The following is a 25,052-nucleotide window of genomic DNA, read 5'->3' as shown; positions in this document are numbered from 1 at the left end:
TTAAACATGCGTCTCGGATTTCTTGGTGCGGCCGGTGAAGTGACCGGTTCCTGTACGTTGGTCGAAACAGGAGATGTCCGTTTTCTGGTCGATTGCGGCATGTTTCAGGGCGGTCCGGAGGCTCGGGCGAAGAATCACCGGGCGCTCAATTTCGGCTTCGATGTCCGCGCCATCGACTTCGTCTTGCTGACCCACGCCCACATCGATCATTCCGGCCTGCTGCCCCGTCTTTCGATGCTCGGTTATCGCGGGCCGATCTATGCCACGCCGGCCACCATCGACCTGCTCGAAATATTGTTGCCGGACAGCGCGCACATCCAGGAAAAGGAATCCGAATGGCAGCTGCGCAACCGTCATCGGCGCGGCAAGGGTGAGCATGGCATCACGCCGCCCTTGTATTCCGTGGAACAGGCCATGGCGTCGCTCAAGCTGTTGCAGCCGGTCAACTATGGCGAAAACCTGGCGCCGGTTGAGACGGTCAGCGTGCGCTTCCACGATGCCGGGCATATTCTCGGCTCGGCCTGGCTGGAGGTCACTGTTACTGGTGAGGGAAAGCAGCGCCGGCTGGTCTTCTCCGGCGATCTCGGTATGTCGGAGCGGCCGGTGCTGTACGACCCGGAACCGCCCCCGGCCGATGCCGATGTGGTGCTGATCGAATCGACCTACGGTGATCGTCTGCACCGTTCGCTGGCCGAAACCGAGGATGAAATCGTCGCTGCCTTCGAGCGGACCAAGGCAGCCAAGGGTAATCTGATCATTCCGTCGTTTGCCGTCGGGCGGACGCAGGAAATCCTTTACATGCTGGCCAGCCTCGTCCGGCGCAAACGCCTCTCGCCGCTCAAGGTCTATGTCGATTCGCCGATGGCCAACTCGGCAACGCGCATCACCCTGGCCCATCCGAAGCTGATCGACCCCGAAACCCGTGAATTGATTGCCTGGCAGCAGGCGCATCCGGACAAGATGTATGTCGAGGCGGTCGCCGATGTCGAGCGCTCCAAGGCCTTGAACGAGATTCGCAGCGGTGCGGTCATTCTGTCGGCCAGCGGCATGTGCGAGGCCGGCCGGATCAAGTATCACCTGCGCGAGAACCTGCCGCGCAGCGAGTGCAGCGTCCTGATCGCCGGCTTCCAGGCGGCGGGGACGCTGGGCCGGCGCCTGGTTGACGGGGCGCGGCTGGTCCATATCTTCGGCCAGCCGGTGCCGGTCAGGGCGCGCATTTACACGGTCGGCGGTTTGTCCGCCCATGCCGATCAGGCGGCCTTGCTCAAGTGGCTGGGCGGTTTCCATCAGCCGCCGGGGCGAACCTTCGTCGTCCATGGCGAGGCCGGCGCTTCAGCCAACTTCGCCCAGGCGATCGGCGAGCAACTCGGCTGGAACGATGTGCATCTGCCGTCGCCCGGTGAATTTTTCACGCTATAAGATCAATGAAGTCCCAAAGAACCAAGGTGAACCTGATGTCCGGTAATTCGACTGAGAAGCACAACGGTGTGAATATCCATAGCCTGAGCCCGGCGGAAACGCTCGGCAAGGCGCTTGGCAATGCCGTTGACCCCTATGGCGTGACGACCTCGATGCTGGCCGCGCAGATGGCCTGGCTGATGCACCCGCAGGAGCTGACGCGGGCGATGAGCAACCTGTCCGGCGATCTTTTCGAGCTGCAATCGCACGTCATGCGCCGGGCAATGGGCATTCCCTCGACTGATGTCATCCGGCCAAATGCCGACGACGCCCGTTTTGCCGATCCGGTATGGACCGAGTCGGCGACCTGGGACATCGTCAAGGAATGGTATATCGCCTTCACCCACCGCCTGGAGGACATGTATTTCGAGACGCCGGGCTTGTCCGACAAGGAGCGTCGCCGCTCGGCCTTCTGGCTGCGTAACTGGTTGAACATGGTGGCGCCGACCAATTTCTTCCTGCTCAACCCGGTGGCCATGCGGCGCTTTGTCGAAACCAACGGCGAAAGCCTGAGGCAGGGCTGGGAAAACTTCCAGCGGGACGCCAAGGCCAAGAATATCCTGATGGTCGAACCGGATGCCTTCAAGGTCGGCGAGGATCTGGCGACGACGCCGGGCAAGGTGGTCTTCCGCAATCGCCTGGTCGAGCTGATCCACTATGCGCCGACGACCGCCAAGGTGCGGGCCATGCCCATCGTGATCATCACGCCGTGGATCAACAAGTTCTACATTCTCGACCTGACGGCCAAGAAGAGCATGGTCAAGTATTTGACCGACCAGGGCTTCTCGGTCTTCATCACCAGCTGGAAGAATCCGGGCGAGGATCTCGCCGACATCCGTTTCGACGACTACCTGCTCGAAGGCGTCAACGAGGTGGTGCGCGTGGCCAGCGAGTTCTGCAAGGTGCCCAAGGTGCATCTGGTCGGCTACTGCATCGGCGGCACGCTGGTCAGTACCTACATGGCCTGGGCCAACAAGCGTTTCGGCCAGGACAAGGTGCCGGTGGCGCACTGGACGCTGTTCACGACCCTGACCGATTTCGCGCACCCCGGCGATATCGATGTCTTCATCGACGAGGCCTGCATCGGTGCACTGGAAGAGTCGATGGCCAAGAAGGGCTATCTCGATGGCAGCGAAATGGCTTCCTCCTTCCGCATGCTGCGCTCTAACCCGCTGATCTGGCATTACTGGGAGCACAGTTACCTGCGCGGCGAGCCGCTGCCGCCGTTCGACGTGCTGTTCTGGAACATGGACACCACGCGCATGCCGCAGGCCATGCATTCGTATTACCTGCGTGAGTTGTACCTTGAGAACAACCTGATCAAGCGTGACAAGCTGAACATCGCCGGTGAGGCGATCGACCTCGACCTCATCGAGCAACCGCTCTATGCCGTGACCGCCGAAGATGACCATATTGCACCGTGGAAGCAGTGCTACCGCATCCGCAAACAGATCAACGTCAATGCACCGGTGCGCTTCGTGCTGTCGACCTCGGGGCACATCCTGGGCATCGTCAATCCGCCGGTCAATCCGCCCAAGCGTGCCTACTGGATCGGCGAGCCGGTCCGCAACGAGCACTGGGAACACTGGTTCGACCGGGCCGAGAAGAAGCCGGGCACCTGGTGGGAAGACTGGACCAGTTGGCTCGGCGAGCGCACCGGCGATCTGGTCGATGCCCATCCGGCCGCCAATCGCAAGTTCCCGGCCTTGTGCAATGCACCGGGCACCTATGTGCTGGAAGAATAAATAAATGCCAGAATTGTCATGGGCTAGTCGTTTTCAGTACGAATTGGTACATTGCCGGCTGACAAGAAGACCATCGATGGGGCGAATATGACGACTGCACTGGCGACAACCAACACGAAAGCATCGCAGGCCGGTGTGGATCTGCTGCGTATCGTCCGCATCAACGAGGAAATCAAGTCGGTCGTCGCTGTCGCCTTCAAGATCAACATCATGGCCCTGAACGCGATTTTCCTGGCCAAGCGGGCAGGGACGGCGGCGCGGGGCTTTGGTGTGCTGTCGAATGAACTGCGCGTCTTCTCGCAGGATCTGCGTGACTGCATGGCTTCGCTGAACGGCCTGATTCACGGCTGTGTCACCGAGGTTTCGCTTGTTTTGCAGGATATCCGGCATACCCGTTTGCTGCGCGAGGCGGTGGCACTGTCGCCGCTGACCCGGATGGTCGATGTTCTGGCGGAGCGGGAACTGGAAAATGAGCGGCACACGCAACGCCTGAGCAGTTTGCGCAAGCAGCTCAAGCGGGCGCTTGAAGATGCTTTCCAGATGGTCGAGTTGGGCGGTGTGCTGGCCAAATCGGCAAAAATCGAAGCGGCTTACGGTCAATCCTTTGCCCTGCCGCTGTCCCAGGTTTCCGGGGAATTTGACGGCATCGTCGAAGAAATCCGGACCTCGCTGGAGTCGTTGCGCCGTTCGGCCTTTTTTACCGGAAATAGAGAGTAGGGGAGCGAGTCAGTGAAAACGACAAAAACAATTTTTTCGGACGGCAATCACAAGTGGGTCGCCATTGTGCGCGATCCGGAAAAGCCGAATTACCTGATCGATACCAACGAATATCTGGTCACCCACGGCGGCCAGGGCATCCTGGTTGATCCGGGCGGTGCCGAGGTTTTCCCGGCAGTCTTCTCGGCCCTTTCGTCGGAGTTCGATCCATCGGCGCTGGCGGCCATCTTTGCGTCGCACCAGGATCCGGATATTTGCTCGTCGCTGGCCTTGTGGCTGGAATTCAACCCCAAGATGCGCTGCTACGTGAGCTGGCTGTGGGCCAGTTTCATTCCCCATTTCGGCGGTACGGCCGATACCTTCATCACGATGCCCGACGAAGGCACCGATATTTCTCTGGCCGGCCTGATCCTGCGGGCCGTGCCGGCGCATTACCTGCATTCTTCCGGCAATTTCAACCTGTACGACAAGGTGGCCAAGGTGCTGTTCTCCGGCGACGTCGGCGCCGCCTTGTTGCCACCGGGAGAGGATGGGTTGTTCGTCGAGAACTTCGATGCGCACATTCGCCATGCCGAAGGTTTCCACAAACGCTGGATGGGCTCCAACGAAGCCAAACGCCGCTGGTGCGAACGCGTCGCCCAGATGGACATCGACATGCTCTGCCCGCAGCACGGGGCGATTTACCAGGGCGCCGATGTGCAGCGTTTCATCAACTGGTTCGACGAATTGCAGGTGGGCATCGTCAGCGCCTGATTGTTTCGGGATTTGACGGCGGTCAAGGTGCGTGTGCTGGGCATGCCCCGAGAATGAGGCATCGTCCGCAACAGAGCAAACCATGACCACCATTCGCAGTTACATGACCGATGACCATCGCCATTGCGATGACCTGTTCGCCGAAGCCGAGCAGGCCGTCGGCAAGGGCAATCTCGATCTTGCCCAGGCAACCTTCGGCCACTTCCGCTCGGCGGTGCTGGCTCACTTCAATACCGAAGAGAAAACGCTGTTCCCGACTTTCGAAGCCAAGACCGGCATGACCATGGGGCCAACCCAGGTCATGCGCATGGAACATGTGCAAATGCGCGCCTTGATGGAAGAGTCCGCCGATGCCCTCAAAGCAGGCAATACCGAGGATTACCTCGGGCTTGCCGATACCCTGCTGATCATGATGCAACAGCACAACATGAAAGAAGAGAACATGCTCTATCCGATGTGCGACCAGCATCTGACCGCCGAACTGCCAGCCATTCTCGAACGGCTGGAAACGGAACTGCACGAAGAATGACTCACCCGAAAACCCCGCATGTGGTCGACGCGCGCTACATGGAGCCGCCCGAACCCTTCGTTGCCACCATGGATATGCTCGACACCCTGAAGGAAGGCGAAAAGATGCTGCTCCTGCTCTTCCGTGAGCCGCATCCGCTCTACAAGGTGCTGCGCCAGAACGGGCACGACTACGAAGTCGAGCAGGTGGCCGACGGTACCTTTGAAATCCTGATTTCACGATAAAGCCGCTCCAATCATGCAAGCGGTGATGGCTTTCGAAAACGCACCGCCTTTTGCGGCGCCGCTGCGTTTCTTCCTGACGGCGCCGCTGTTTGCCGTGCTGGCCGGCTTGCTGATCGCCTTCGAAGGTCCCGATCTCTTCGCCTCGCGCTGGATGCCGGGTGCGCTGGCGGCGACCCACCTGATTACCGTCGGTTTCATGCTGCAGGTCATGTTCGGCGCGCTGATCCAGATTCTGCCGGTGGTGACCGGCGCCAATCTGAAACGGCCGCTGGCGGTGGCCCGGGTTGTTCATGTCGGCCTTTCGGCCGGTGCCTTGATGCTGGCTGGCGGATTCTATTTCGGTATTCCCGGGCTACTGAGCGGCGCTGCGCTGGTGTTGGGTCTGACCGTGCTGATCTTTCTGGCGGTGACCGTGCTGGCCTTGAGCGGCGTGCCATCGACCAGCCCGACCATACGTGGCCTCAAGCTGGCGCTGTTCGGTCTGGCTGGTGTGGTCGGTCTTGGCGTGCTGCTGGCGCTGGCCCTGGCGTATAGCTGGGCGCTGCCCTTGCCGGCGCTGGCCGATCTGCATGCCGGTTGGGGGCTGGGTGGCTGGGCCGGTGTACTGCTCGCCGCGATGGCCTATGTCGTGGTGCCGATGTTCCAGCTGACCCCGGGCTATCCGGCGCGGCCAAGCTGGTGGTTTCCGGTGGCCATGCTCGGCCTGCTGCTGCTGTGGAGCGTGGCTGTGCTGGCTGACTGGCCCTGGCTGGTTCGCGTCAGCCAGTTTGTTGCCGCCGTCGCCGGCATGGCCTTCGCCGGGCTGACCCTGCGCCTGCAGGCCAAGCGGCGCCGGGCACGGGCCGATGCCACCTATCGCTACTGGCAGCTTGGACTTTCGGCCAGCATTGTTGCCCTGCTGATGCTGGCAAGCGCCGCCTTGTGGCCGAGTGCGGCCGAGATCGAAGGCTGGACGCTGTTCTTTGGTGTGCTGCTGGTGGCCGGCGGCTTCCTGCCTTTCATCATCGGCATGCTGTACAAGATCGTGCCCTTCCTGGCCTGGCTGCATCTGCAGACGTGCGGAAAAGCCAAAGTGCCGGCGCCGGCCATGAACAAGTTGCTGCCCGATATCGATACGCGCCGGCAGATGCTGGCCTACGCGACGACCCTGATCTTGTTGCTGGGGGCCGTGCCGTTCGCCGGCTGGCTGGCCCGGGTCGCCGGTCTTGCCTTTGTCCTGGCCAACGGCTGGCTGTGGTGGAATCTGATCAGTGCGATCCGTCGCTATCGTCAGGCAGAAATCGATATCACCCGAAAACTGGCCGCCAAGAAGTGAGCTATCTCGCCCTCAAGCACCTCCACATCACCTGCGTCGTGCTCAGCGGTCTGGGTTTCTGCCTGCGCGGCTGGTGGATGCTGACCGAATCGCCGATGCGCCAGCATCGCATGACCCGGGTCATGCCGCACATCGTCGATACGCTGTTGTTGGGCAGCGCGCTGACCATGGCCTGGCTGAGCGGCCAGTATCCGTTCGTCAATGGCTGGCTGACCGCCAAGCTGTTTGGCCTGCTCGCCTACATCCTGCTCGGCATGATGGCCCTGAAACGCGGCCGGACCCTGGCGATGCGCCAGCGCTATTTCGGCTTGGCCCTGCTGACCTACGCCTACATTGTCAGCGTGGCGCTGACCAGGAACCCTGTTCTCATTTAATCCTGCAGCGAGCGCGATTCCGACAACGATTACCAGGTACTTCCAGCCAAAGCAGATTTCCTGGGGTTCTGCTCGCGCCATGCCGCAAAGTAAGGATGAAGTTCGTCCGGCAATTCGGCCTCGAAATCGCTGTCCATGCGGTAGTGCGGCATGAAGTGTTCGATAGCTGCAAGCAGTCGTTCCCCCTGCTTGCGATCCTTGGGGCGTTTCAGCGGGTTGCGCTTTTCCTGATCGCTCATCCATAGCTTGTGCAGGGCAAACCAGCGCGGGTCGGGGGCAACGATACGGGCCGGGCTACCGTCGCGGGCGCAGATGACGTGGTCCACGAATTTCCCGTTGAGCAGCCATTCCTGCTCAGGTAGCGGCAGCGGTGCTGGCTTGTCGCCGGCAATGAGCGTTGCGACCCGGCTGGGGGCGACCAAGAGTTCGATTTCGTAGGCTTTGGCGTTGCGGGCCTGAAAGCTTCGCTCCTGATTGATTGTGTAGGTTGAGTCGACGGCTTTCAGAATATCCCAGAGCGGATTTTGCTTTTTTCCGGCCTCAAGCAGTTTGAGCGAGCCGATCCACGCCATGTCGAAATCCTGGGTTTCATCCAGACCGGCGCCGATTCTGGCTTGTGCTTCGATCTCATAGGCCGGCATGGCGTTGGTTCCGACGACGATGAACGCGCTACCGATCATGCCGCGGATATCCGCCTCGCGCAGGATCGCGGCCGCCTCAGGGGAAATCGAACCCAGCCGCAGCGCTCGGTACATTCGGCCGACTTCGCCGATGGCTTCCTTGGCGCCGTTTCGGCGGTCGCGCGCCTGGTGCCACTCGGCATGCATTCGTTCGGTTTCAGGCGATCGCGCCCCCCGGCTTTTGGCGTTGCCCCGGCTATCGATGATCTCGTAGAGATAGTCTTTGCCGTTGACGGTCTTCCAGTGCAGCGGGTTGCCCAGTCGGCGCAACTCGATCTCGGCGTCCTTGAATGCGCTGTAATACTGGTCTAGATTGAGCAGGGTGCGGCGCTGCTCATCGGTGTAAGTATCTATTTTCAAGTGGTTTATCCTGAAATATTAATTTATTTAAATTTCAGGATAAACGTTTATTTATCAGTGGTCTATTGAATTATTTGACTGACGAAGCTGCATTGTTCCCTCTTACATCCGCCCCAGCTTGCGATACAGCGTGTTGCGGCTGATGCCGAGTTGCCGGGCGGCGGAGGAAATGTTGCCACCGGCTGATTCCAGTGCCCGCATGGCGGCTTGGCGGCTGATCGCATCCATGCTGTTGGCGCCTTCGAGCGGGGCGGCGGCCCACGGGTCGTAAACCGGGGCGCTGCTGGTCGGGGCCAGCGGAGAGGATTCGAACAGTTCTTCCGGCAGATGGCTTTCGGTGATCAGGGTTTCATCGTCGTCGAGCAGCGCAATGGCGACCCGGATGACGTTGAACAGTTGGCGGATATTGCCTGGCCAGCCGTATTGCTCAATGGCGCGCAGGGCGCCTTCCGAGAAACTGACCGGGCCGCCGCGCGCGGCGATTTCGACAGCCGCCAGCTTGGCGACCATGGAACGGATGTCGGTGCGCTCGCGCAGGGCGGGCAGGGTGACGCTCATGCCGTTCAGTCGGTAATAGAGATCTTCGCGGAACGAGCCGCGGGCGACTTCTTCACGCAGCTTGCGGTGCGTGGCACAGACCAGTGAGATGTCGACCTGGATCGAGCGGGTGCTGCCCAGCGGCGTGACGCAGCGTTCCTGCAACACGCGCAGCAGGCGGGCTTGCAGGTTGAGTGGCATGTCGCCGATTTCGTCGAGGAAGAGGGTGCCGCCGTGGGCCTGCTGGATCTTGCCCGGAGCGCCTTCCTTGCGGGCGCCGGTGAAAGCGCCGCCCTGATAGCCGAAGAGTTCGGATTCGATCAGGGTTTCCGGAATCGAGGCGCAGTTCAGCGCGACGAAAGGCGCATCGCGGCGCGGGCCGCTGTTGTGGAAGCCCTTGGCAAACATTTCCTTGCCGGCGCCGGATTCGCCCTGGATCAGGATCGGGATGTCGCGACCCAGCATGCGGCGGGCACGGTCGATGGCGGCCTGCATACGCGGGTCGCCGGTGTTCAGTGTGTCAAGTGTCAGGGTCGGCGTGGCAGAGCCTGAGGCTTCCGGGCGACGCGGGGCACGCTGGGCCGGCGGTTCGTCGAAGACCCGCCCGGCCACGGCGAGCGGCGGCAACTGGCCGCGCAGCTGGATGTTGATGACCTTGCCGCCGACATTGATCTCGCAGGTTCCCTGCGGGTTGTGGCGCAGACGGTCGACGAGGGCGGACAGATTGTTCTCGAAGACCATCGAAAAATCGCGGCGCACGGCATCGACCTGACGGATACCGAGGATGTCGGTGCCGTTGCGGTTGATCGCCAGCACCTGGCCATCCGGCGAGACGGCCGCGATGCCTTCCTTCGGGCTGCCCAGGTAGTCGGGGCGGCTGTGGAAACAGACGAGGATGTCGCGGGCGTGGATCGATTCGAACAGGCGCTTTTCGACAATGGCCGAGGACAGGCGGACCAGGCCCAGCGTGTGGCGCTGATGGCTGCGGTAATCGCCGGAAATGTCGAGGACACCGATCAGTCGGCCATCCGGGCCGAAGATCGGGCTGGCGCAGCAGGTCAGGAAGCCGTTGTGTTCGATGAAATGCTCACCGCCAAGCACGGCGACCGGCGCTTCTTCGGACAGGGCGGTGCCGATGGCGTTGGTGCCGCGCAGGTTCTCGTCCCACGAGGCGCCGGCCGACAGCGCAACGCGATCGGCCCGGTTGACGAATTCCGGGTCGCCGACGGTTTCCAGCAGCAGGCCGTTGGCGTCGGCCAGGATGACCATGCTGCCCGAATCGCGAATCTGCTCGAAGACGTGTTCCATGATCGGTCGGCCCTGCATCAGCAGGTAGCGGTTGCGGTCCTGTTCCGTTTTCAGGGCGACGCGATCCATCGCTTCGGTGGCCGGGGTCAGGCTCAGTTCGGCCAGGCCAAAGCGCCGGCAGCGTTCCCACGAGCGGAGAATCAGCGGGTCGACCAGACCCTCGGGCAGGGTGCCCTGATCAAAGAATAGCTGTCTTGCCTGTTGCAGGCGCTGGCCATGAACTTCGGCCAGCAATTGAATTTGTCCCATCTCGCCTCCGGTACACCCAGAATTTATCGTTGTTGTTTTGTTGTTTCATAACGTAACACCTGCCCTTTTTAGAAGCAATTAAGCGAGCAGTGCGCTGCAGAGTTTAGCAAGTGGTGTGCCAGGAGTTAACTCGCCATCGCGTTTTTTCAGACTCTCCGGAGAAGCCCTGCTGCCCGTGCCCGTTTCTCTAACTGGCGTCACCTGGCACAGGGTTTGCAGACAGCTACTCACAAAAGTAGCAACCCGCAATCAAACAAGGAGACATTGTGAAACATCCCATCCGACAACTCGGCGCTGTGGCCGCCGCTCTTTTCATCGGCATGACGGCCCAGCAGGTTCTGGCACACGGTGACGTCGTACCGCAGGCCGTCGATACGACCGGCCTCAAAAATGTCGGCGCCGATTTCCTGGCCAGCAACCCCTACCGCAAGGATAAGACCGCAATTCGTATCGGAGATTCCGCTTACAACCAGAACTGTGCTCGTTGTCACGGCCTCGGGGGCGTTTCCGGCGGTATCGCGCCTGACCTGCGTTACCTGCCGCTCGGTGACGAAGGCGACGAAGTCTTCCTGCAGCGCATCCGCAAGGGCGCCGTGCGCGACGGCCGCGTCTATATGCCGCCGTTCGAAGGCACGCTGAGCCAGGAAGCCATGTGGGCCATCCGCACCTGGCTGGAAACTGTCCATGAGGAATGATCGCCGTCTCTGGCTAAAGGCGCTCGCTGCCTTGCCTATCTTCTCCGCGCTGCCGGCCCTGGCCGACAGCCTTGAAACCATTCGTCAGCGCGGCCGCCTGCGCGTCGCCGTCTATAACGACTTCCCGCCTTATGCGATGGCGGGCGGCAAGGGGATCGATGCCGACATTGCCCGGGCGATCGCCGGCAAGCTTGGGCTGACGGCCGAAATCGTCGGCTACAACGCCGACGAGGACATGAACGACGACCTGCGCAACATGGTCTGGAAAGGCCATTACCTCGGCGCCCAGCCCTCCGATGTGATGATGCACGTGCCGGTCGACGAGCATCTGGCGCGCGCCAACGACAAGGTGCGCATCTTCGGTAGCTACCATCTCGAAACGCTCGCCCTGGCCCGCAATCCGGAGCGTGTGCCGCACGCCTTGGCCGGTTCGGCGGCAGTGGCGCTGGAAATTTTCACCCGGGAAAAGATCGGTGTCGAAACCGCTTCGCTGGCTGATTCCTTCCTGCTCGGTGTCTTGAATGGCCGGCTGCGTGAGAACGTCGTGCACTTCAAGACCGTGGCCGAGGCCGCCAAGGGTATGGCTGAAGGCAAGGTGGCCGCTGTTCTGGCGCCCCGTGCCGAGCTGGAGGCCGCGCTCAAGGGGCAGGACAAGGCTGTTCTCGATAGCCCGAAGTTTCCCGAACTGAAGGTCGATCACTGGCCGCTCGGCATGGCCGTCAAGGTCGAGGAGCAGGCGCTGGCCGAAGCCATCGGATCGGCGCTGGCTGACTTGAAGAAGGACGGCACCATCGCCGCCATCTTCAAGCGCCACGGCATTTCCCACCAGCCAGCCTGAAAGGCGACCATGCGACTGATCAGCGTTCTTTCTGCCGCCGTCCTGGCAGCCTTCGGCGGCTTGGCCTGGGCCGGGCCACTGGCCTATGTGCCCAATGAAAAGTCGGCCACGGTCAGCGTCATCGACACCGCCACCGACCAGCGGCAGGCCGACATTGTCGTCGGCCAGCGTCCGCGCGGCATTGCGGTCGGGCCGGGCAATATTTACCTGACCGATGGCAAGACCGGCAGCCTGCTGATCGTCGATAGCGCTACCGGTCAATTGACGAAAAGCGTGCGGCTCGGCGATTCACCCGAGGGCATCAGCCTGTCGGCCGATGGCAAGCTGCTTGCCGTGGCAGTCGAGGACGACAACGCGGTTGTTCTGCTCGGCGCCCCGCAGGGCAATGAACTGGCGCGCATCAAGGTGCTGGGCAAGAACCCCGAGCATGCCGTGTTCAGCCCGGATGGCCGCTGGCTCTATGTCAGCGCCGAAGAGGCCGAGCAGGTCGATGTCGTCGATGTCGCGGCCCGCCAGCAGGTGGCCAGCATTCCGGTTGGCAAGCGGCCGCGCGGTATCGGCTTTTTGCCTGATGGCAGCCGCGCTTACGTTGCCAGCGAAATGGCCGGCAAGGTCTACGCCATCGATGTGGCAACGCGCCGCGTGATGGCCGAAATCACCGCCGGCCAGTACCCCAACGGAATCGCAGTGCATCCGGATGGCCAGCGGGTGTTCGTCTCGAATGGCCGTGACCCGTCAGTGATGGCCATCGACGTGGCCAGCAATGCCGTCGTTGCTACCATCGAAGTTGGCAAACGCCCGTGGAACATGGCGATCACGCCGGATGGCAGCAAGCTCTACGTCGCCAACGGCCGCTCCGGCAGCGTGTCGGTCATCGACACCGCCAGCTACAAGAAACTGGCCGACATCACGGTCGGCGAACTACCCTGGGGAGTGAGCATTCGATGAGCGCCCAACGCTATACCCTGCCGGCCATCCTGCTCCACTGGGGACAGGCTGTTATCGTCGTCTGGCTGCTCTGGCTGGGCTGGACGATGACCGATCTGCCCAAGGGGGCCGAACGCAGCGCTGCCTACGGCCTGCACAAATCGCTCGGCTTACTGATGCTGCTGCTGGTCGCCATCCGCCTGCTCTGGCGAGCCCGGAATCCAGGGCCGGCGGCGGTTTCGGGCGGTTGGGAAGGCAAGGTCGCGACCGGCACCCACCATCTGCTTTATGTCTTCCTGGTCATGGCGCCGCTGGCCGGCTACCTCGCCTCGTCGTTCACGCCATATCCGCTCAAGTTCTTTGGCTTTGAAATCGCCAAGGCGGGCTGGCCGGACGAGTCCCTGAACGGCACTTTCAAGCTCTTGCACTTCGCCTTTGTCTGGGGTGGAGCCGCCCTGATCGGCCTGCATGTGGCCGGCGCCCTGAAGCATGTGCTCAAACGTGACGGCACCATCCAGCGCATGTTGCCCGGTGGCTTGTTCAAAAACTGAACAACTGCTCCACGGCGGAGCAGTGTTGCTCTGACTAAAGTAATAGATGTTGCGATGGCTAGCCGAATCGGGTGGCCGGAAATGCCAGCCAGCGCCACCTTCGGGTGGCGTTTTCATTGCTGGGCGGAGATCGTTTGCCATTATTTTGATACGACGATTTCAAGCAGCGCTCATCGCAAACTATCACTTTTGTCATATAATCTGGCAATCCTTTCATCTAAAGTGATGAAAGTTCAGAGAGAGCTGGAGTAGCGATCAGTGCTTGAGAGCGGTGTGATGAGTACCCTTTTAATTGCTTGCTGGCCCAATTACTGCGCGAAGAGATGATTTCGAACCTGGATGATGTTTGGACGATTGCCCCGGGCATAACCGACCGCGACGAAGTGCTGCGCGACCGGCGGCATCGTTACCGGATCAAGATGGTGATGGCGGTTGGCGTCAGCTACCTGATCGATTGTTTCTTGCTGTCCTTGTTTTTTGCCGCGGGAACGGTTCAGGGCCAGGTGCCGCTGGTCTACGGCCTGTTGGGAATCGGCCATGTCCTGATTTTCTCGCTGTTGCACTGGACGGGCGTCAGCGACCACACCAAGAGCTCGCAGCTGACCGAATGGCAGATGGTCTACGCCATAGCAGTCCATCTCTTTTTCGTGGTCTGGGTACCACCGATCGCCACCTATTTCCTGTCGATCATTTTCATCATTTTCGGTTTTTCGGCGCTGCGTCTTTCCCTGCGCAGTGCGGTCATCATGTGGGCGCTGGCCATTCTGGCGACCGGTGCGGTGCTGGTGGTCTTTCGCGGCGAGCGGATTGGCCTGGCGAATCCTTCCACTTTCGAGTCGGTCGTCATTCTGATGAGTTTCGCGCTGGTCCTCCTGCGCTGCATCCTGCTCGGCTACTACGCTTCCCAGCTGCGCCTGCGCATGTTCAAGAAAAACCGCAATCTGGCGGAAGAAATCGCAGAGCGAAAGTGCATGGAGGCCGAGCTGGAGCGCCACCATCTGCATCTTGAGGAGCTGGTGGCCGAGCGGACGCGAGCTTTGTCGATAGCCAAGGAAGCGGCCGAAACGGCAAATCGGGCCAAGAACACCTTCCTGGCAACAATGAGCCATGAATTGCTGACGCCATTGAGCGGCATCATGGGTATTACCGAGCTGATGAAGCGCCATGCGAGCGACGCGACAACCCAGAACCAGTTGCTCAAGATGGGCGATGCCCAAAACCGGCTGCTCCACGTGATCAACGGCATCCTCCAGCACAGCAAGCTCGAAGCCGGGCGCCTGACGCTGGAATGCAATGCTTTTTCCCTGAATTCGATTCTCAAGCGGGTTTCGTCGCAGCTGCACCCGCTGGCTGATGAAAAGGAAATCTCGCTATCGGTGGCCGACCTGTCGAAATGGGATGGCGTGGCGTTCTTTGGCGATTCAACGCGCATCGGCCAGATCGTCAGCGAATTTGCGGCCAATGCCATCAAGTTCACCGAGCGTGGCGGTTCCGTGAAAGTGGCCTGCGAGATCGCGGAGGTTCCCGGCGATGCCGTGCTGTGCCGGTTTGCGGTTTCCGATAACGGCATCGGCATTGCTCCGGAGAAACTCGACCGGGTCTTCAACTCGTTCGAGCAGGTCGACGGTTCTTTTTCCCGGGCCTACGGCGGCCTTGGCCTGGGGCTGGCCATCTGCAAACAACTGGCTGAACTGATGGGCGGCAAGGTTGGCGCCGTGAGCAAGCCGGGCGTTGGCAGTACCTTCTGGTTTACCGTTCGTCTGCTCAAGGATTCGAGCACTGCTGCGGCTCGTTCTTCGGCGCTGAACCCGTCTTAAGCGACGCCTCTGCAACTGATTCGGGCAGGGCGTCCGGACTGGCATCGGCCAGCCGGACGCTCTCTGGTTTCATAAAGATGGCCTGAGGCCATTCTTGTTGGGGAGTTGCTGTTCTCCCTTTATCCGCGCCGAAACCGGGGCGCGACAGTCTTTTATTCCAGCGCCAGAATCCACTGCACGGCGGCCTTCAGGTCGTCGTCGCTGATCTTGTCGGCCGCATGGGGAATCATCGGTACCTGCCCCCAGTTGCCGGAACCGCCGTGGCGAACCTTGTCGAAGAGCATGGCTGGCGCCTTGGTGTCGCCCTTGTACTTGGCGGCAACTTCCTTGTAGGCCGGGCCAACGCGCTTGGCATCGACGGCGTGGCAGGCAACGCAGCGGGCTTTCTTGACGATGGCTTCCGAAGCCTGGGCCTGCGTTGTGGCAACGAGGATGAGCGCCGCGGCAAGGCCAGGCAGCAGGGAACGGGTCAATTGCTGGTTCATGGGTTTTCCTTTGGTTAAACGAGGCCGGCCGCCTGCAGCTCGGCCCATTCGGCATCGGTGAACAGTCGCGAACGGGTGTGGAAGGCCTTGCCTGTCGAACCTTCGAGCGAGAAGGTGCCGCCCTGGCCATCGATGACGTCGATGATCAGTTGCGTGTGCTTCCAGTATTCGTACTGCGAGGCGCTGATGTAGAAGGGCACGCCACCGATATCGCCAAGATGGACATCGTAGGCGCCGATGGTCAGGTCGGTCGGCAGGTAGCAGTTGGCAGCGCTGTTGTCGCAGCAGCCGCCGGACTGGTGGAACATCAGTTCCGGGCCGTATTGCTGTTTCAGGAGCTCGATCAGCTCGAGCGTTGCCGGGGTGGCGATGACGCGGTCGACCATGTGAATCTCCTAAAGAACGGTGTTTGAAAAAATGGGGGCGGTTGCCCGCCCCCGAAGAGTTGCCCGCAATAATGTGGGGCAGTGGAGGAGATGCTCCTTGGCGCCAGCCAGTCGCCGGCGCGCCCCGGGGATGGGCGCGACAGCCGGTTGGCGCCGAAGATGGTGCTTAGAAGAAGCCCAGCTTGCTTTCGCTGTACGAAACAAGCAGGTTCTTCGTTTGCTGGTAGTGGTCGAGCATGACCTTGTGGGTCTCGCGGCCAATACCGGATTCCTTGTAGCCGCCGAAGGCAGCGTGCGCCGGGTAGGCGTGGTAGCAGTTGGTCCACACGCGGCCGGCCTGGATGGCGCGACCCATGCGGTAGGCGACGTTGCCGTTACGACTCCAGACGCCGGCGCCGAGACCGTAGATGGTGTCGTTGGCGATGGCCAGGGCTTCGGCTTCGTCCTTGAAGGTGGTCACAGCCAGCACCGGCCCGAAGATTTCTTCCTGGAAGATGCGCATCTTGTTGTGGCCCTTGAACATGGTCGGCTGGATGTAGTAGCCGCCTTCGAGGTCGCCACCCAGATGGGCGCGGTCGCCGCCGATCAGGCATTCAGCGCCTTCCTGCTTGCCGATATCAAGGTAGGACATGATCTTGCTCATCTGCTCTTGCGAGCACTGGGCGCCCATCATGCAGTCGGTATCGAGCGGGCTGATCTGCTTGATGGCAGCCACACGCTTCAGGACGCGCTCCATGAACTTTTCGTAGATCGATTCCTGGATCAGGGCACGGCTTGGGCAGGTACACACTTCGCCCTGGTTGAAGGCGAACAGCACCATGCCTTCGATGGCCTTGTCGAGGAAGCTGTCATCCTTGTCCATGATGTCGGCGAAGAAGACATTGGGCGACTTGCCACCCAGTTCCAGCGTGGCCGGAATCAGGTTGTTGGCAGCGGCCTGGGCGATGACGCGGCCGGTCGAGGTCGAGCCGGTGAAGGCGATCTTGGCGATGCGCTTGCTGGTGGCGAGCGGCATGCCGGCTTCGCGACCGAAACCATTGACGATGTTCAGCACGCCAGCCGGCAGGATATCGGCGATCAGTTCGGCCAGGATCAGGATGGAGATCGGGGTCGATTCGGCCGGCTTCAGAACCACGCAGTTGCCGGCACCGATGGCCGGGGCCAGTTTCCAGGCCGCCATCAGGATCGGGAAGTTCCAGGGGATGATCTGGCCGACCACGCCGAGCGGCTCGTGGATATGGTAAGCCATGGTGTTTTCGTCGATCTCCGAAATGCCGCCTTCCTGGGCACGCAGGCAGCCGGCGAAGTAACGGAAATGGTCGACGGCGAGCGGGATGTCGGCGTTCAGCGTTTCGCGAATGGCCTTGCCGTTATCGACGGTCTCGGCGTAGGCGAGCATTTCGAGGTTGGCTTCGAGGCGGTCGGCGATCTTCAGCAGCACGTTGGCACGGTCGGCGGCAGAGGTCTTGCCCCAGGTCGGGAAGGCGGCATGGGCGGCATCGAGGGCCAGTTCCATGTCCTCGGCGGTGGAGCGGGCAGCCTTGGTGTAAGGCTTGCCGGAAATCGGGGTGACGACGTCAAAGTACTGGCCATTGACCGGGGCGACCCACTTGCCGCCAATGAAGTTGTCGTATTGAGCTTTGTAGGCGATCTTGGCGCCGGCGGTACCGGGGGCTGCGTAGAGCATGTTTGTCTCCTGTGTTCTTGAATGAAGTTGCGAACGGGTAACTCAAGGCCGGCAGATTCGGTTGCTTCTTGTGTGATCTGCCGTGACTCGTGCCACATAAGTTGCATGGCACGTGCCAGCCATGCCAGATCCACGCTTGACCGGGAAAATCGACTAATTTTCAAAGGCTTGACGCCGTGGTGTGGAGCGCACCATGGCCTGCTTCAGGCAATTGCGTGATCAACTGCTCAACAGGTGTTCAGTTATGGAGCAGTGGCGGCAACGGGACTTTTCATGATGGCAAACAGAATCGGTGCCACTCCTCGTTATGCAAATCACATCCCCTTAATAAAAAACGAGCAATCTCGTGTTTTGGCGCTGCAAGTCTCACGCCTTGAGACTTTGCCCAGGCAAAGTCACACCAATACATTCGCGGAGCAGTCCATGGAAACCAGCCACTATCCGGATCAACTCGTTTTCTTCGCCTTGGTTTTCGGCCTGTTTGTCGCTTGCTTTCCGTGGTGACCGGCGTGCTTAAAGCATATTTGCCAAGTACAGGCGGCTATGATGGCGTCAACTTCCTGGGAGTTGGATATGACTCAATCTGAGCGTTTCGGCATCATTGAACGCATGCTGCTTTCGCGGCGCAGCGTCAGCTTTGCCGAACTGCAGCAACGCCTTGAAGTCTCACGTGCCACGCTGCACCGCGACCTGCGCGATCTCAAGGAACGCATGCAGGTACCCATCATCTGTGATCGTGACACCGGCACCTACCGCATCGACACCAGCGTCGAACGCTACGAACTCCCCGGCGTCTGGTTTTCAGCCGGCGAAATTCACGCCCTGCTCAGCATGCAGCAACTGCTCGCCGCCTTCGATGCCGGCGGCCTGCTCGCCGAACACATCGGCCCGCTGCGCCAGCGCCTGCTCGGCATGCTCGAAAGCGCCACCGACTCGGCCGACGACATCGCCCGACGCGTTCGCATCCTGAGCGCCGCCGCCCGCCACTACGCGCCGCAACACTTTCAGCACATTGCCGCCGCCCTTATGGAAAGGCGCAGGCTGAACATCGGCTACGTCGCACGCAGCAATGGCGTTAGCAGCGACCGTGAAATCTCGCCGCAACGCCTCACCCATTACCGCGACAACTGGTACCTCGACGCCTGGTGCCACCTGCGCGACGAACTGCGCAGCTTTGCGGTCGATGCCATCAAAACGGTCAAACCCATTGATGGCGCTGTCCGCGACATCCCGGAAGCCGAGCTAGACGCTGCACTCGGCGCCGGCTACGGCATCTTCGCCGGCGCCGAGGTGCAATGGGCAACGCTCGTTTTTACTCCCGAACGCGCCCGCTGGGTTGCCGCCGAACACTGGCACCCGGAGCAGCAAGGCAGCTTCCTCGATGACGGCAGCTACCAACTACGCCTGCCGTACAGCAACGACCCGGAGTTGATCATGGATATTTTGAAATACGGGCCGGATTGCGCGGTGGTGGGGCCGGCGGGGTTGCGGGAGAAGGTCGTGGGCTTGTTGAAGGCGGCGGTGGGGAGGTATGGGGATGAGTAACGAAATGGATATCGACGACTGTGAGTTCATCGCGCATATCCGGAAGGATGGGGAGCGACTCATTGCGCATCCGCTCGACAGCCACTCCTTTGCGGTATCAGGCCGAGCAGGGGGATTCGCCGCCACCTTTGAATCTTCAACGTGGGCAGCTCTGGCCGGACTTTGGCACGACCTGGGCAAGCATCGTCCGGGGTTTCAGCGTTATATCCGCCAATGCGGCGATCCCAGTGCTCACATCGAAGGGCGAATCGCCGACGCAGACAAAACCCACTCCGCTGCCGGTGCACTGTGGGCAATCGAATATTTGCCGGAGCGCGACCCGCAAACTGGTGGCGCTATCGCCCGCGTCATGGCCTATCTCATTGCTGGGCATCACGCTGGCTTGGGCGACTGGCAAGGCGAGTTGACCACCCGCTTCCACAAGGCAGACAGCAAACGAGAGATGGAAGAAGCTACGGCGACAGGAACCCCGAAAAACATCCTCAAACCGGAAAACGCCTTGCCTGATCTGGCCACCCTCAAGGCTCATGTTGAAAAGCGCGATGGCTCAGACATCTACGGCCGTTTTGCCCTCTGGGTACGGATGTTGTTTTCCTGCCTTGTTGATGCCGACTTTCTCGATACCGAGCGCTTCATGGCGTATGACAAATCCGAAGGCCGGAACGGCTTCCTGAGTCTGGACGAGATGGCACAGCGGCTGACCGAGCATCTCGACAACATGGAACGCGATGTTGCCGAGCGCGGCGAGGCGGATTCTGCGGTCAACCGGAAAAGGCGGCATATTTTGCATTGCTGTCTCGACCGGGCAAGCGAGGCGCCGGGCTTCTTCAGCCTTACCGTGCCGACCGGTGGAGGCAAGACGCTATCCAGTTTGGCGTTTGCGCTCAACCATGCACGGCATCAGCAAAAACGACGCATCATCTACGCCATTCCCTACACCAGCATCATTGAGCAAACCGCCGGTATCTTTCGCGACATCTTCGGCGAAGAGAATGTCGTCGAACATCACAGCAGCGTTGAAGTAGATCCCAAACAGGAAACCCACCGCTCCCGGCTGGCCTGCGAAAACTGGGATGCGCCGCTGATCGTCACCACCAATGTGCAATTGCTGGAAAGCCTCTTCGCCAGCCGCACCTCGCGCTGCCGCAAGCTCCACAACCTAGTTGGCAGCGTCATCGTGCTCGACGAGGCGCAGTTGTTGCCAGTCGACTTTCTGCAACCCGTCGTCGACGTGCTGCGCCTGCTGGTTCAGGACTACGGCGTCAGCATTGTGTTGTGCACGGCCACCCAACCAGCGTTGGAAAGCCGCACCGGATTCGACCAAGCCCGGGGCTTGCGGAGTTTTGCTCCCGGCGAAGTCCGCGAAATCATCGACAACGTACCGGCGCTTTACGAAGCCCTGAGCCGGGTACGCGTCCATCGCCCCGAAAGTCTGACACCATTGCCAGACTGGCAGGCACTGGCTCCGCAACTGGCTACCCATGAGGCCATGCTCGCCATCGTCAGCCGCCGCGTCGATGCTCGTGATCTATACCAAGCCGTGCGGCAGGAAACGGATGATTCCCAAGATCTGTGGCACCTCTCCGGCCTGATGTGTGCCCGCCATCGCAGTTGGGTGATCGAACGGATCAAGGCGTTACTGACCGCGAGGCGACAAGCCCAAGCGAGAGGCGAAACGCCTGTCCCGATACGGGTCATATCCACCCAACTTGTTGAAGCCGGGGTCGATATCGACTTCCCCGTTGTCTATCGTGCTCTCGCTGGGCTGGATTCCATCGCTCAAGCAGCCGGACGTTGCAACCGCGAGGGGCGGCTGGCAGAAGGGCAAGTGTACGTCTTCGTCCCGCCCAAACTGCCGCCACCCGGCTTGCTACGCATGGCCGAAGGTGCGACACGTAAGCTTTGGGGCATGTTGCCGCCCGATGCCGATCCGCTGGCTGTCGAACACTTCACCAGGTATTTCCAGAGCCTCTACGCTGATGCCGTGCTGGACAAGCATCAGATTGCCGTCGATCTGCGCTTTGAGGGAAACGGCGAAGTGAAATTCCGTAGCGCCGCCAATAAATTCCGGCTTATCGACGAAAAAGAAGGTGCCACCATTTTCGTCCGCTATTACCGCAACAGCGAAGATAAAGATATCGACATCCTGCTTGCCAAGTTACAGAAGGAGGGCATGCAACGCTGGTTACTTCGCGAGTTGCAAGGCTATGGCGTTAGCGTTTACGCCGACGACCTGGCGCGCTTACTGAACAGTGGCGATGTGCTCCCCCTTGGCGACGACTTTCCTGGCATCTACATCCAGTCGCCTAAAAACGATGTGCTTTATCACCCGATTCTCGGCCTGAATGTAGACGGCGCGCCAGGCGATCCGGGGAGTTTCATCAAGTAATGACCGCCACCAAGCAAAACTTAATTCAGTTCAGAAATGGAGGAACGATGAGTAGTTTCTGTCTTGAAGTCTCAGGCGACTTCGCCTGTTTTACGCGCCCGGAGATGAAAGTCGAGCGGGTTTCCTACGACGTGATTACGCCATCAGCAGCGCGTTCGATATTCGAGGCCATTTTGTGGAAACCGGCGATTCGCTGGGAGGTGCGCCGCATAGAGGTATTGGAGCCGATCCGCTGGATTAGCGTACGACGCAACGAAGTCTCGGCAACGGCTTCAGTGCGTAATGCCCAGACGGCGATGAATGCCGGTCGGGGCAATCTGGCGCTGTATGTCGAGGACGACCGCCAGCAGCGGGCCGGGCTGTTCCTGCGCGATGTGGCTTACCGCCTTCATGCCGATCTTGTGCTGGTCGGCGACGATGCGCTGAAAAATCCGACCAAGTATCGCGAAATGTTTCAGCGTCGGGCGGAGAAAGGGCAGTGCGTCAATCAGCCTTACCTTGGTTGCCGCGAGTTCTCAGCCCGATTTCAACTGGCCGATGCCTCGGCAAGCGCCAAGTTACCCATCGCCGAAACCCGTGATCTTGGCTGGATGCTCTATGACATGGACTTTGCTGCGGCAGACGACCCAAAGCCGCAGTTTTTCCGTGCCCAACTACAGTCCGGGGTGATTGATCTTTCCTCTGCGCAGGTGATGGGATGATTCTGCAAGCTCTATATGACTACTACCAGCGCAAAGCCGACGATCCTGATCCTAAGCGTCGCCTGCCGCGCTTCGGCTTTGAGGACAAGGAAATCCCCTTTGTCATCGAGTTGAGCGCGGAGGGCAAGCCGCTGGGCATAACTGATACCCGCCAGCCAAGCGGTAAGAAGAAGGTGGCGAGGCGGTATCTGGTGCCGAAAGGGCTAAAAAAGTCGGTCAATATCGAAGCCAATCTATTCTGGGGTAATGCCGAGTATGTGTTGGCGCTTCCAGACAAGAAAAAGCTGGAACAGAAGCAACGGGACGGAAAGGAAAAAGAGTACCGGATACGGTTAGATAAACAGCATGCGGCATTTCGTCAGCGCCTGCTGGATTTGCCCGAGGCGGTGCGCTCCGATGCTGGTATTCAGGCCATCGAAGCGTTCTACGCTGCTGGCGGTGCAGTTTTGCTGGATAAGGAACCAGCTTGGCCAGAAATTCTTGAGACCAATCCCAATCTGACTTTCCGGCTTTATCCGGAGAGCGACCTTGTTTGCCAACGGCCAGCGGTTGCTGCTGCGTCGGCTGGTTCAGAGGCGGAAGAAGGAGCCGAAGCGATCCAAGGAATTTGCTTGGTCACGGGGGAGTATCTGGGAATACAGCGCATTCACTCAAGTATCAAGGGGGTTAAGGGCGCCAAAACTTCGGGGGCCGACATCGTTTCTTTTAATGAAAGAGCTTACGAGTCCTACGGAAAAACAAAGCGTCAAGGCGAAAACGCACCTATTGGAGTGGTGGCTGCTTTTGCTTACACCACGGCCCTTAATCATTTGCTTGACTACCAGACCCGTCAGCGATTCCAAGTGGGCGACGCTTCCACCGTTTTTTGGGCGAAAAAGGGTGGTTTAGCGATTGAAGAGGGCTTTGGTGACGTATTTAGCGATCCCGACGATGACGATCCCGACGCTCGCGCCGACCGTATCCGCAGCTTGTTGGGCTCGGTGCAAAGCGGTCAATTCGACGGTGGCGAAGGGCAAGACAAGTTTTACGTTCTCGGCCTGGCCCCCAATTCTGCACGCCTCTCTGTCCGTTTCTGGCATGCCGCTACGGTAAGCGAAATTGGCCTGGCTATTCGTACTTGGTTCCAGGATTTGCGCGTTATCCGTGGATCGAATGATCCTGAATTTCCGATTCTGGACCATCGGGAATGGAAAAAAACCCCGAGTTTGCTTTCGGCCTGTGCAGTCAGGGGAAAAGCTGAAAACATCAACCCAAATCTTGCAGGCGAGATCATGCGATCCGTCCTATTAGGCGGAGCATATCCGGCCAGTTGGCTCAATGCCGCAATTATCCGCTGCCGAGCGGAGCAGGAGGTTTCCTATCTCAGGGCGGCAGTCATCAAGGCGTGCTTTAACCGATCAAAACGAAATTCAGATTTTTCTTTTATTCAGGAGTTTTCCGAAATGCTCGATCCCGCCAATGTCAATCCAGCTTATCGCCTTGGGCGCCTTTTCTCTGTGTTGGAGAGAGTCCAGGAAAAGGCAGTCAATCCAAAATCAACAATTCGTGATCGCTACTACGGGGCGGCATCCAGTACGCCGGCAGCGGTGTTTGCCACTTTGTTGCGACTGAAAAATCATCACCTGTCGAAACTGGATGAGCGCGAGGCCAAGTATTTCGAGCGGCTCATCGGCGAAATCATGGATGGCCTTGAGGACTTTCCGAAACACCTGGTTTTACAAGACCAAGGCCGCTTTGCTCTCGGCTACTACCACCAGCGGAATTACCGCAAGCCTGAATCTGTCGTTACCCAAATTGAATCCACCGAGGGAGAATCCAAATGAGCTTGAATAATCGCTACGACTTTGTCCTGGTCTTCGACGTCCGCGACGGCAACCCCAATGGCGATCCGGATGCCGGCAATCTGCCTCGTCTGGATGCCGAATCCGGCCATGGGTTGGTGACGGATGTCTCCCTCAAGCGAAAGGTCCGCAACTTTGTGCAGTTGGTTAAATCGTTTCCAGACGGCACGCCGACTGAAAAACACGATATTTTTATCCGAGAGAAAGGCGTACTGAATCACCAAATTGAGCGCCCTTACTCAGTCGACGAGAAAACAAAAGCTGCGCTGGATGCCTGGATGGCCTGGCAGAAAGACAAGAAAAAGAACCCGAAACCGGCGCGGCACTATGAAGATGTTGCTCGTGACTGGATGTGCTGGAACTTCTATGACGTCCGAACCTTCGGGGCGGTAATGACTACCGGTGACAAAAGTGAAGGTGAGGGTGGCGAAAGCAAGCTGAAGAAAACAGCTGGACAGGTTCGTGGCCCGATTCAGCTGACGTTTGCCCGTTCCGTTGACCCGATTGTGACCCTTGAACATTCGATTACTCGTATGGCAGTAACGAATGAAAAGGATTTGGAGAAAGAGCGCACCATGGGCCGTAAGCACACCGTTCCTTACGGCATCTACGTTGCCCACGGCTTTGTTTCTTCCTTCCTCGCCAAGCAGACCGGCTTTGGTGAGAACGACCTGGAATTGCTCTGGCTGGCGCTGGAGCAGATGTTCGAACATGACCGTTCAGCCGCGCGCGGCGAAATGGCGACGCGCGGGCTGTACGTCTTCAAGCACGATTCGGAACTGGGCAACGCGCATGCGCACGCGCTTTTCGAGCGCATCAAGATCAAGCGCAAGGACGACGTGGAGGTGCCGCGCAGCTTTGGCGATTACGAAGTTACGATCGATAAAGCCGAATTGCCGGCCGGGGTAACGCTGATCGACCGGCTCAAGCCAGTGTGATTT

23 protein-coding genes are annotated in these 25,052 nt (G+C 59.9%); 18 read left to right on the top strand and 5 right to left on the bottom strand.

Annotated elements, in window-relative coordinates; all coding sequences use genetic code 11:
* Positions 1–6: 6 nt before the first annotated feature.
* The 8 genes from KI617_RS14255 to KI617_RS14220 all read left to right on the top strand — a co-directional run bounded on the left by KI617_RS14255 (position 7) and on the right by KI617_RS14220 (position 7,115).
* Positions 7–1,419, top strand: a complete 1,413-nt coding sequence (locus KI617_RS14255; RefSeq protein ID WP_226447341.1) for an MBL fold metallo-hydrolase RNA specificity domain-containing protein — start codon at positions 7–9, stop codon at positions 1,417–1,419.
* Positions 1,420–1,424: 5 nt separating this feature from the next.
* Positions 1,425–3,203, top strand: coding sequence for a PHA/PHB synthase family protein (locus KI617_RS14250; protein WP_226447339.1), 1,779 nt, complete (start codon positions 1,425–1,427; stop codon positions 3,201–3,203).
* Positions 3,204–3,290: 87 nt separating this feature from the next.
* Positions 3,291–3,920, top strand: coding sequence for a methyl-accepting chemotaxis protein (locus KI617_RS14245; RefSeq protein ID WP_226447338.1), 630 nt, complete (start codon positions 3,291–3,293; stop codon positions 3,918–3,920).
* Positions 3,921–3,932: 12 nt separating this feature from the next.
* Positions 3,933–4,673, top strand: coding sequence for an oxygen-binding di-iron domain-containing protein (locus tag KI617_RS14240; protein WP_226447336.1), 741 nt, complete (start codon positions 3,933–3,935; stop codon positions 4,671–4,673).
* 82 nt (positions 4,674–4,755) lie between these two features.
* Entirely contained in the window at positions 4,756–5,202 is a 447-nt protein-coding gene (locus KI617_RS14235) for a hemerythrin domain-containing protein (protein ID WP_226447334.1), read from the top strand.
* The gene (locus KI617_RS14230) at positions 5,199–5,426 is read left to right on the top strand and encodes a DUF2249 domain-containing protein (RefSeq protein WP_226447332.1); all 228 of its coding nucleotides are present in this window, start codon (positions 5,199–5,201) and stop codon (positions 5,424–5,426) included. Before KI617_RS14235 ends, KI617_RS14230 begins: the two co-directional genes overlap by 4 nt.
* A gap of 25 nt (positions 5,427–5,451) precedes the next feature.
* The gene (locus KI617_RS14225) at positions 5,452–6,741 is read left to right on the top strand and encodes a hypothetical protein (RefSeq protein ID WP_226447330.1); all 1,290 of its coding nucleotides are present in this window, start codon (positions 5,452–5,454) and stop codon (positions 6,739–6,741) included.
* A complete protein-coding gene (locus KI617_RS14220) occupies positions 6,738–7,115 on the top strand; it encodes a SirB2 family protein (RefSeq protein ID WP_226447328.1) in 378 nt (125 codons plus the stop codon). The genes KI617_RS14225 and KI617_RS14220 overlap by 4 nt, the downstream gene beginning before the upstream one ends.
* A gap of 29 nt (positions 7,116–7,144) precedes the next feature.
* On the opposite strand, the gene KI617_RS14215 is transcribed toward KI617_RS14220, so the two are convergent.
* Together KI617_RS14215 and KI617_RS14210 are read right to left on the bottom strand one after the other, a co-directional pair.
* On the bottom strand, positions 7,145–8,155 hold the full coding sequence (locus KI617_RS14215; protein ID WP_226447326.1) for a GSU2403 family nucleotidyltransferase fold protein: 1,011 nt from the start codon (positions 8,153–8,155) through the stop codon (positions 7,145–7,147).
* A gap of 102 nt (positions 8,156–8,257) precedes the next feature.
* Complete coding sequence (locus KI617_RS14210; protein ID WP_226447325.1) at positions 8,258–10,249, bottom strand: sigma-54-dependent Fis family transcriptional regulator; 1,992 nt, start codon at positions 10,247–10,249, stop codon at positions 8,258–8,260.
* Positions 10,250–10,515: 266 nt separating this feature from the next.
* On the opposite strand from KI617_RS14210, the gene pedF reads away from it, so the two are divergent.
* The 5 genes from pedF to KI617_RS14185 all read left to right on the top strand — a co-directional run bounded on the left by pedF (position 10,516) and on the right by KI617_RS14185 (position 15,077).
* Positions 10,516–10,944 (top strand): cytochrome c-550 PedF, encoded by a 429-nt coding sequence (gene pedF, locus KI617_RS14205; protein ID WP_404826721.1) that lies wholly within the window; start codon positions 10,516–10,518, stop codon positions 10,942–10,944.
* Entirely contained in the window at positions 10,934–11,782 is an 849-nt protein-coding gene (locus tag KI617_RS14200; protein ID WP_226447323.1) for a substrate-binding periplasmic protein, read from the top strand. Before pedF ends, KI617_RS14200 begins: the two co-directional genes overlap by 11 nt.
* 9 nt (positions 11,783–11,791) lie before the next feature.
* Positions 11,792–12,730, top strand: coding sequence for a YVTN family beta-propeller repeat protein (locus tag KI617_RS14195; RefSeq protein WP_226447321.1), 939 nt, complete (start codon positions 11,792–11,794; stop codon positions 12,728–12,730).
* Positions 12,727–13,260, top strand: a complete 534-nt coding sequence (locus tag KI617_RS14190; protein WP_226447319.1) for a cytochrome b — start codon at positions 12,727–12,729, stop codon at positions 13,258–13,260. Before KI617_RS14195 ends, KI617_RS14190 begins: the two co-directional genes overlap by 4 nt.
* 323 nt (positions 13,261–13,583) lie before the next feature.
* Positions 13,584–15,077 (top strand): sensor histidine kinase, encoded by a 1,494-nt coding sequence (locus KI617_RS14185; RefSeq protein WP_226447317.1) that lies wholly within the window; start codon positions 13,584–13,586, stop codon positions 15,075–15,077.
* Between the two features lie 152 nt (positions 15,078–15,229).
* On the opposite strand, the gene KI617_RS14180 is transcribed toward KI617_RS14185, so the two are convergent.
* From KI617_RS14180 to exaC, 3 genes are all read right to left on the bottom strand, one after another.
* The gene (locus KI617_RS14180) at positions 15,230–15,562 is read right to left on the bottom strand and encodes a c-type cytochrome (protein WP_226447315.1); all 333 of its coding nucleotides are present in this window, start codon (positions 15,560–15,562) and stop codon (positions 15,230–15,232) included.
* A 14-nt stretch (positions 15,563–15,576) separates the two neighbouring features.
* Positions 15,577–15,948 carry a DUF779 domain-containing protein gene (locus KI617_RS14175; RefSeq protein ID WP_226447313.1) on the bottom strand — a complete coding sequence of 124 codons (372 nt, stop codon included), beginning with the start codon at positions 15,946–15,948 and terminating at the stop codon, positions 15,577–15,579.
* A gap of 166 nt (positions 15,949–16,114) precedes the next feature.
* On the bottom strand, positions 16,115–17,635 hold the full coding sequence (gene exaC / locus KI617_RS14170; RefSeq protein ID WP_226447311.1) for an acetaldehyde dehydrogenase ExaC: 1,521 nt from the start codon (positions 17,633–17,635) through the stop codon (positions 16,115–16,117).
* Between the two features lie 573 nt (positions 17,636–18,208).
* On the opposite strand from exaC, the gene KI617_RS14165 reads away from it, so the two are divergent.
* The 5 genes from KI617_RS14165 to cas7c are packed head-to-tail and all read left to right on the top strand — an operon-like array spanning position 18,209 to position 25,049.
* Complete coding sequence (locus KI617_RS14165; protein ID WP_226447309.1) at positions 18,209–19,180, top strand: helix-turn-helix transcriptional regulator; 972 nt, start codon at positions 18,209–18,211, stop codon at positions 19,178–19,180.
* On the top strand, positions 19,173–21,569 hold the full coding sequence (cas3, locus tag KI617_RS14160) for a CRISPR-associated helicase Cas3' (protein WP_226447307.1): 2,397 nt from the start codon (positions 19,173–19,175) through the stop codon (positions 21,567–21,569). Before KI617_RS14165 ends, cas3 begins: the two co-directional genes overlap by 8 nt.
* A complete protein-coding gene (gene cas5c / locus KI617_RS14155) occupies positions 21,569–22,270 on the top strand; it encodes a type I-C CRISPR-associated protein Cas5c (protein ID WP_226447305.1) in 702 nt (233 codons plus the stop codon). The genes cas3 and cas5c overlap by 1 nt, the downstream gene beginning before the upstream one ends.
* Complete coding sequence (cas8c, locus tag KI617_RS14150) at positions 22,267–24,093, top strand: type I-C CRISPR-associated protein Cas8c/Csd1 (RefSeq protein ID WP_226447303.1); 1,827 nt, start codon at positions 22,267–22,269, stop codon at positions 24,091–24,093. Before cas5c ends, cas8c begins: the two co-directional genes overlap by 4 nt.
* Positions 24,090–25,049, top strand: coding sequence for a type I-C CRISPR-associated protein Cas7/Csd2 (gene cas7c, locus KI617_RS14145; protein ID WP_226447301.1), 960 nt, complete (start codon positions 24,090–24,092; stop codon positions 25,047–25,049). The genes cas8c and cas7c overlap by 4 nt, the downstream gene beginning before the upstream one ends.
* Positions 25,050–25,052: the final 3 nt, after the last annotated feature.

This window comes from Ferribacterium limneticum (assembly GCF_020510625.1).
Classification (GTDB): Bacteria; Pseudomonadota; Gammaproteobacteria; order Burkholderiales; family Rhodocyclaceae; genus Azonexus; species Azonexus limneticus_A.
This window is presented reverse-complemented; position numbering and strand designations above follow the sequence as displayed.

Coding starts and splice junctions, on each gene's coding strand:
- KI617_RS14225 (WP_226447330.1), top strand. CDS start 5,452: ATGGCTTTCGAAAACGCACCGCCTTTTGCGGCGCCGCTGCGTTTCTTC.
- KI617_RS14185 (WP_226447317.1), top strand. CDS start 13,584: ATGATTTCGAACCTGGATGATGTTTGGACGATTGCCCCGGGCATAACC.
- KI617_RS14210 (WP_226447325.1), bottom strand. CDS start 10,249: ATGGGACAAATTCAATTGCTGGCCGAAGTTCATGGCCAGCGCCTGCAA.
- cas3 (WP_226447307.1), top strand. CDS start 19,173: ATGAGTAACGAAATGGATATCGACGACTGTGAGTTCATCGCGCATATC.
- KI617_RS14175 (WP_226447313.1), bottom strand. CDS start 15,948: ATGGTCGACCGCGTCATCGCCACCCCGGCAACGCTCGAGCTGATCGAG.
- KI617_RS14245 (WP_226447338.1), top strand. CDS start 3,291: ATGACGACTGCACTGGCGACAACCAACACGAAAGCATCGCAGGCCGGT.
- cas5c (WP_226447305.1), top strand. CDS start 21,569: ATGACCGCCACCAAGCAAAACTTAATTCAGTTCAGAAATGGAGGAACG.
- KI617_RS14165 (WP_226447309.1), top strand. CDS start 18,209: ATGACTCAATCTGAGCGTTTCGGCATCATTGAACGCATGCTGCTTTCG.
- KI617_RS14250 (WP_226447339.1), top strand. CDS start 1,425: ATGAAGTCCCAAAGAACCAAGGTGAACCTGATGTCCGGTAATTCGACT.
- KI617_RS14200 (WP_226447323.1), top strand. CDS start 10,934: ATGAGGAATGATCGCCGTCTCTGGCTAAAGGCGCTCGCTGCCTTGCCT.
- KI617_RS14180 (WP_226447315.1), bottom strand. CDS start 15,562: ATGAACCAGCAATTGACCCGTTCCCTGCTGCCTGGCCTTGCCGCGGCG.
- cas8c (WP_226447303.1), top strand. CDS start 22,267: ATGATTCTGCAAGCTCTATATGACTACTACCAGCGCAAAGCCGACGAT.
- exaC (WP_226447311.1), bottom strand. CDS start 17,635: ATGCTCTACGCAGCCCCCGGTACCGCCGGCGCCAAGATCGCCTACAAA.
- KI617_RS14255 (WP_226447341.1), top strand. CDS start 7: ATGCGTCTCGGATTTCTTGGTGCGGCCGGTGAAGTGACCGGTTCCTGT.
- KI617_RS14230 (WP_226447332.1), top strand. CDS start 5,199: ATGACTCACCCGAAAACCCCGCATGTGGTCGACGCGCGCTACATGGAG.
- KI617_RS14235 (WP_226447334.1), top strand. CDS start 4,756: ATGACCACCATTCGCAGTTACATGACCGATGACCATCGCCATTGCGAT.
- KI617_RS14195 (WP_226447321.1), top strand. CDS start 11,792: ATGCGACTGATCAGCGTTCTTTCTGCCGCCGTCCTGGCAGCCTTCGGC.
- KI617_RS14190 (WP_226447319.1), top strand. CDS start 12,727: ATGAGCGCCCAACGCTATACCCTGCCGGCCATCCTGCTCCACTGGGGA.
- cas7c (WP_226447301.1), top strand. CDS start 24,090: ATGAGCTTGAATAATCGCTACGACTTTGTCCTGGTCTTCGACGTCCGC.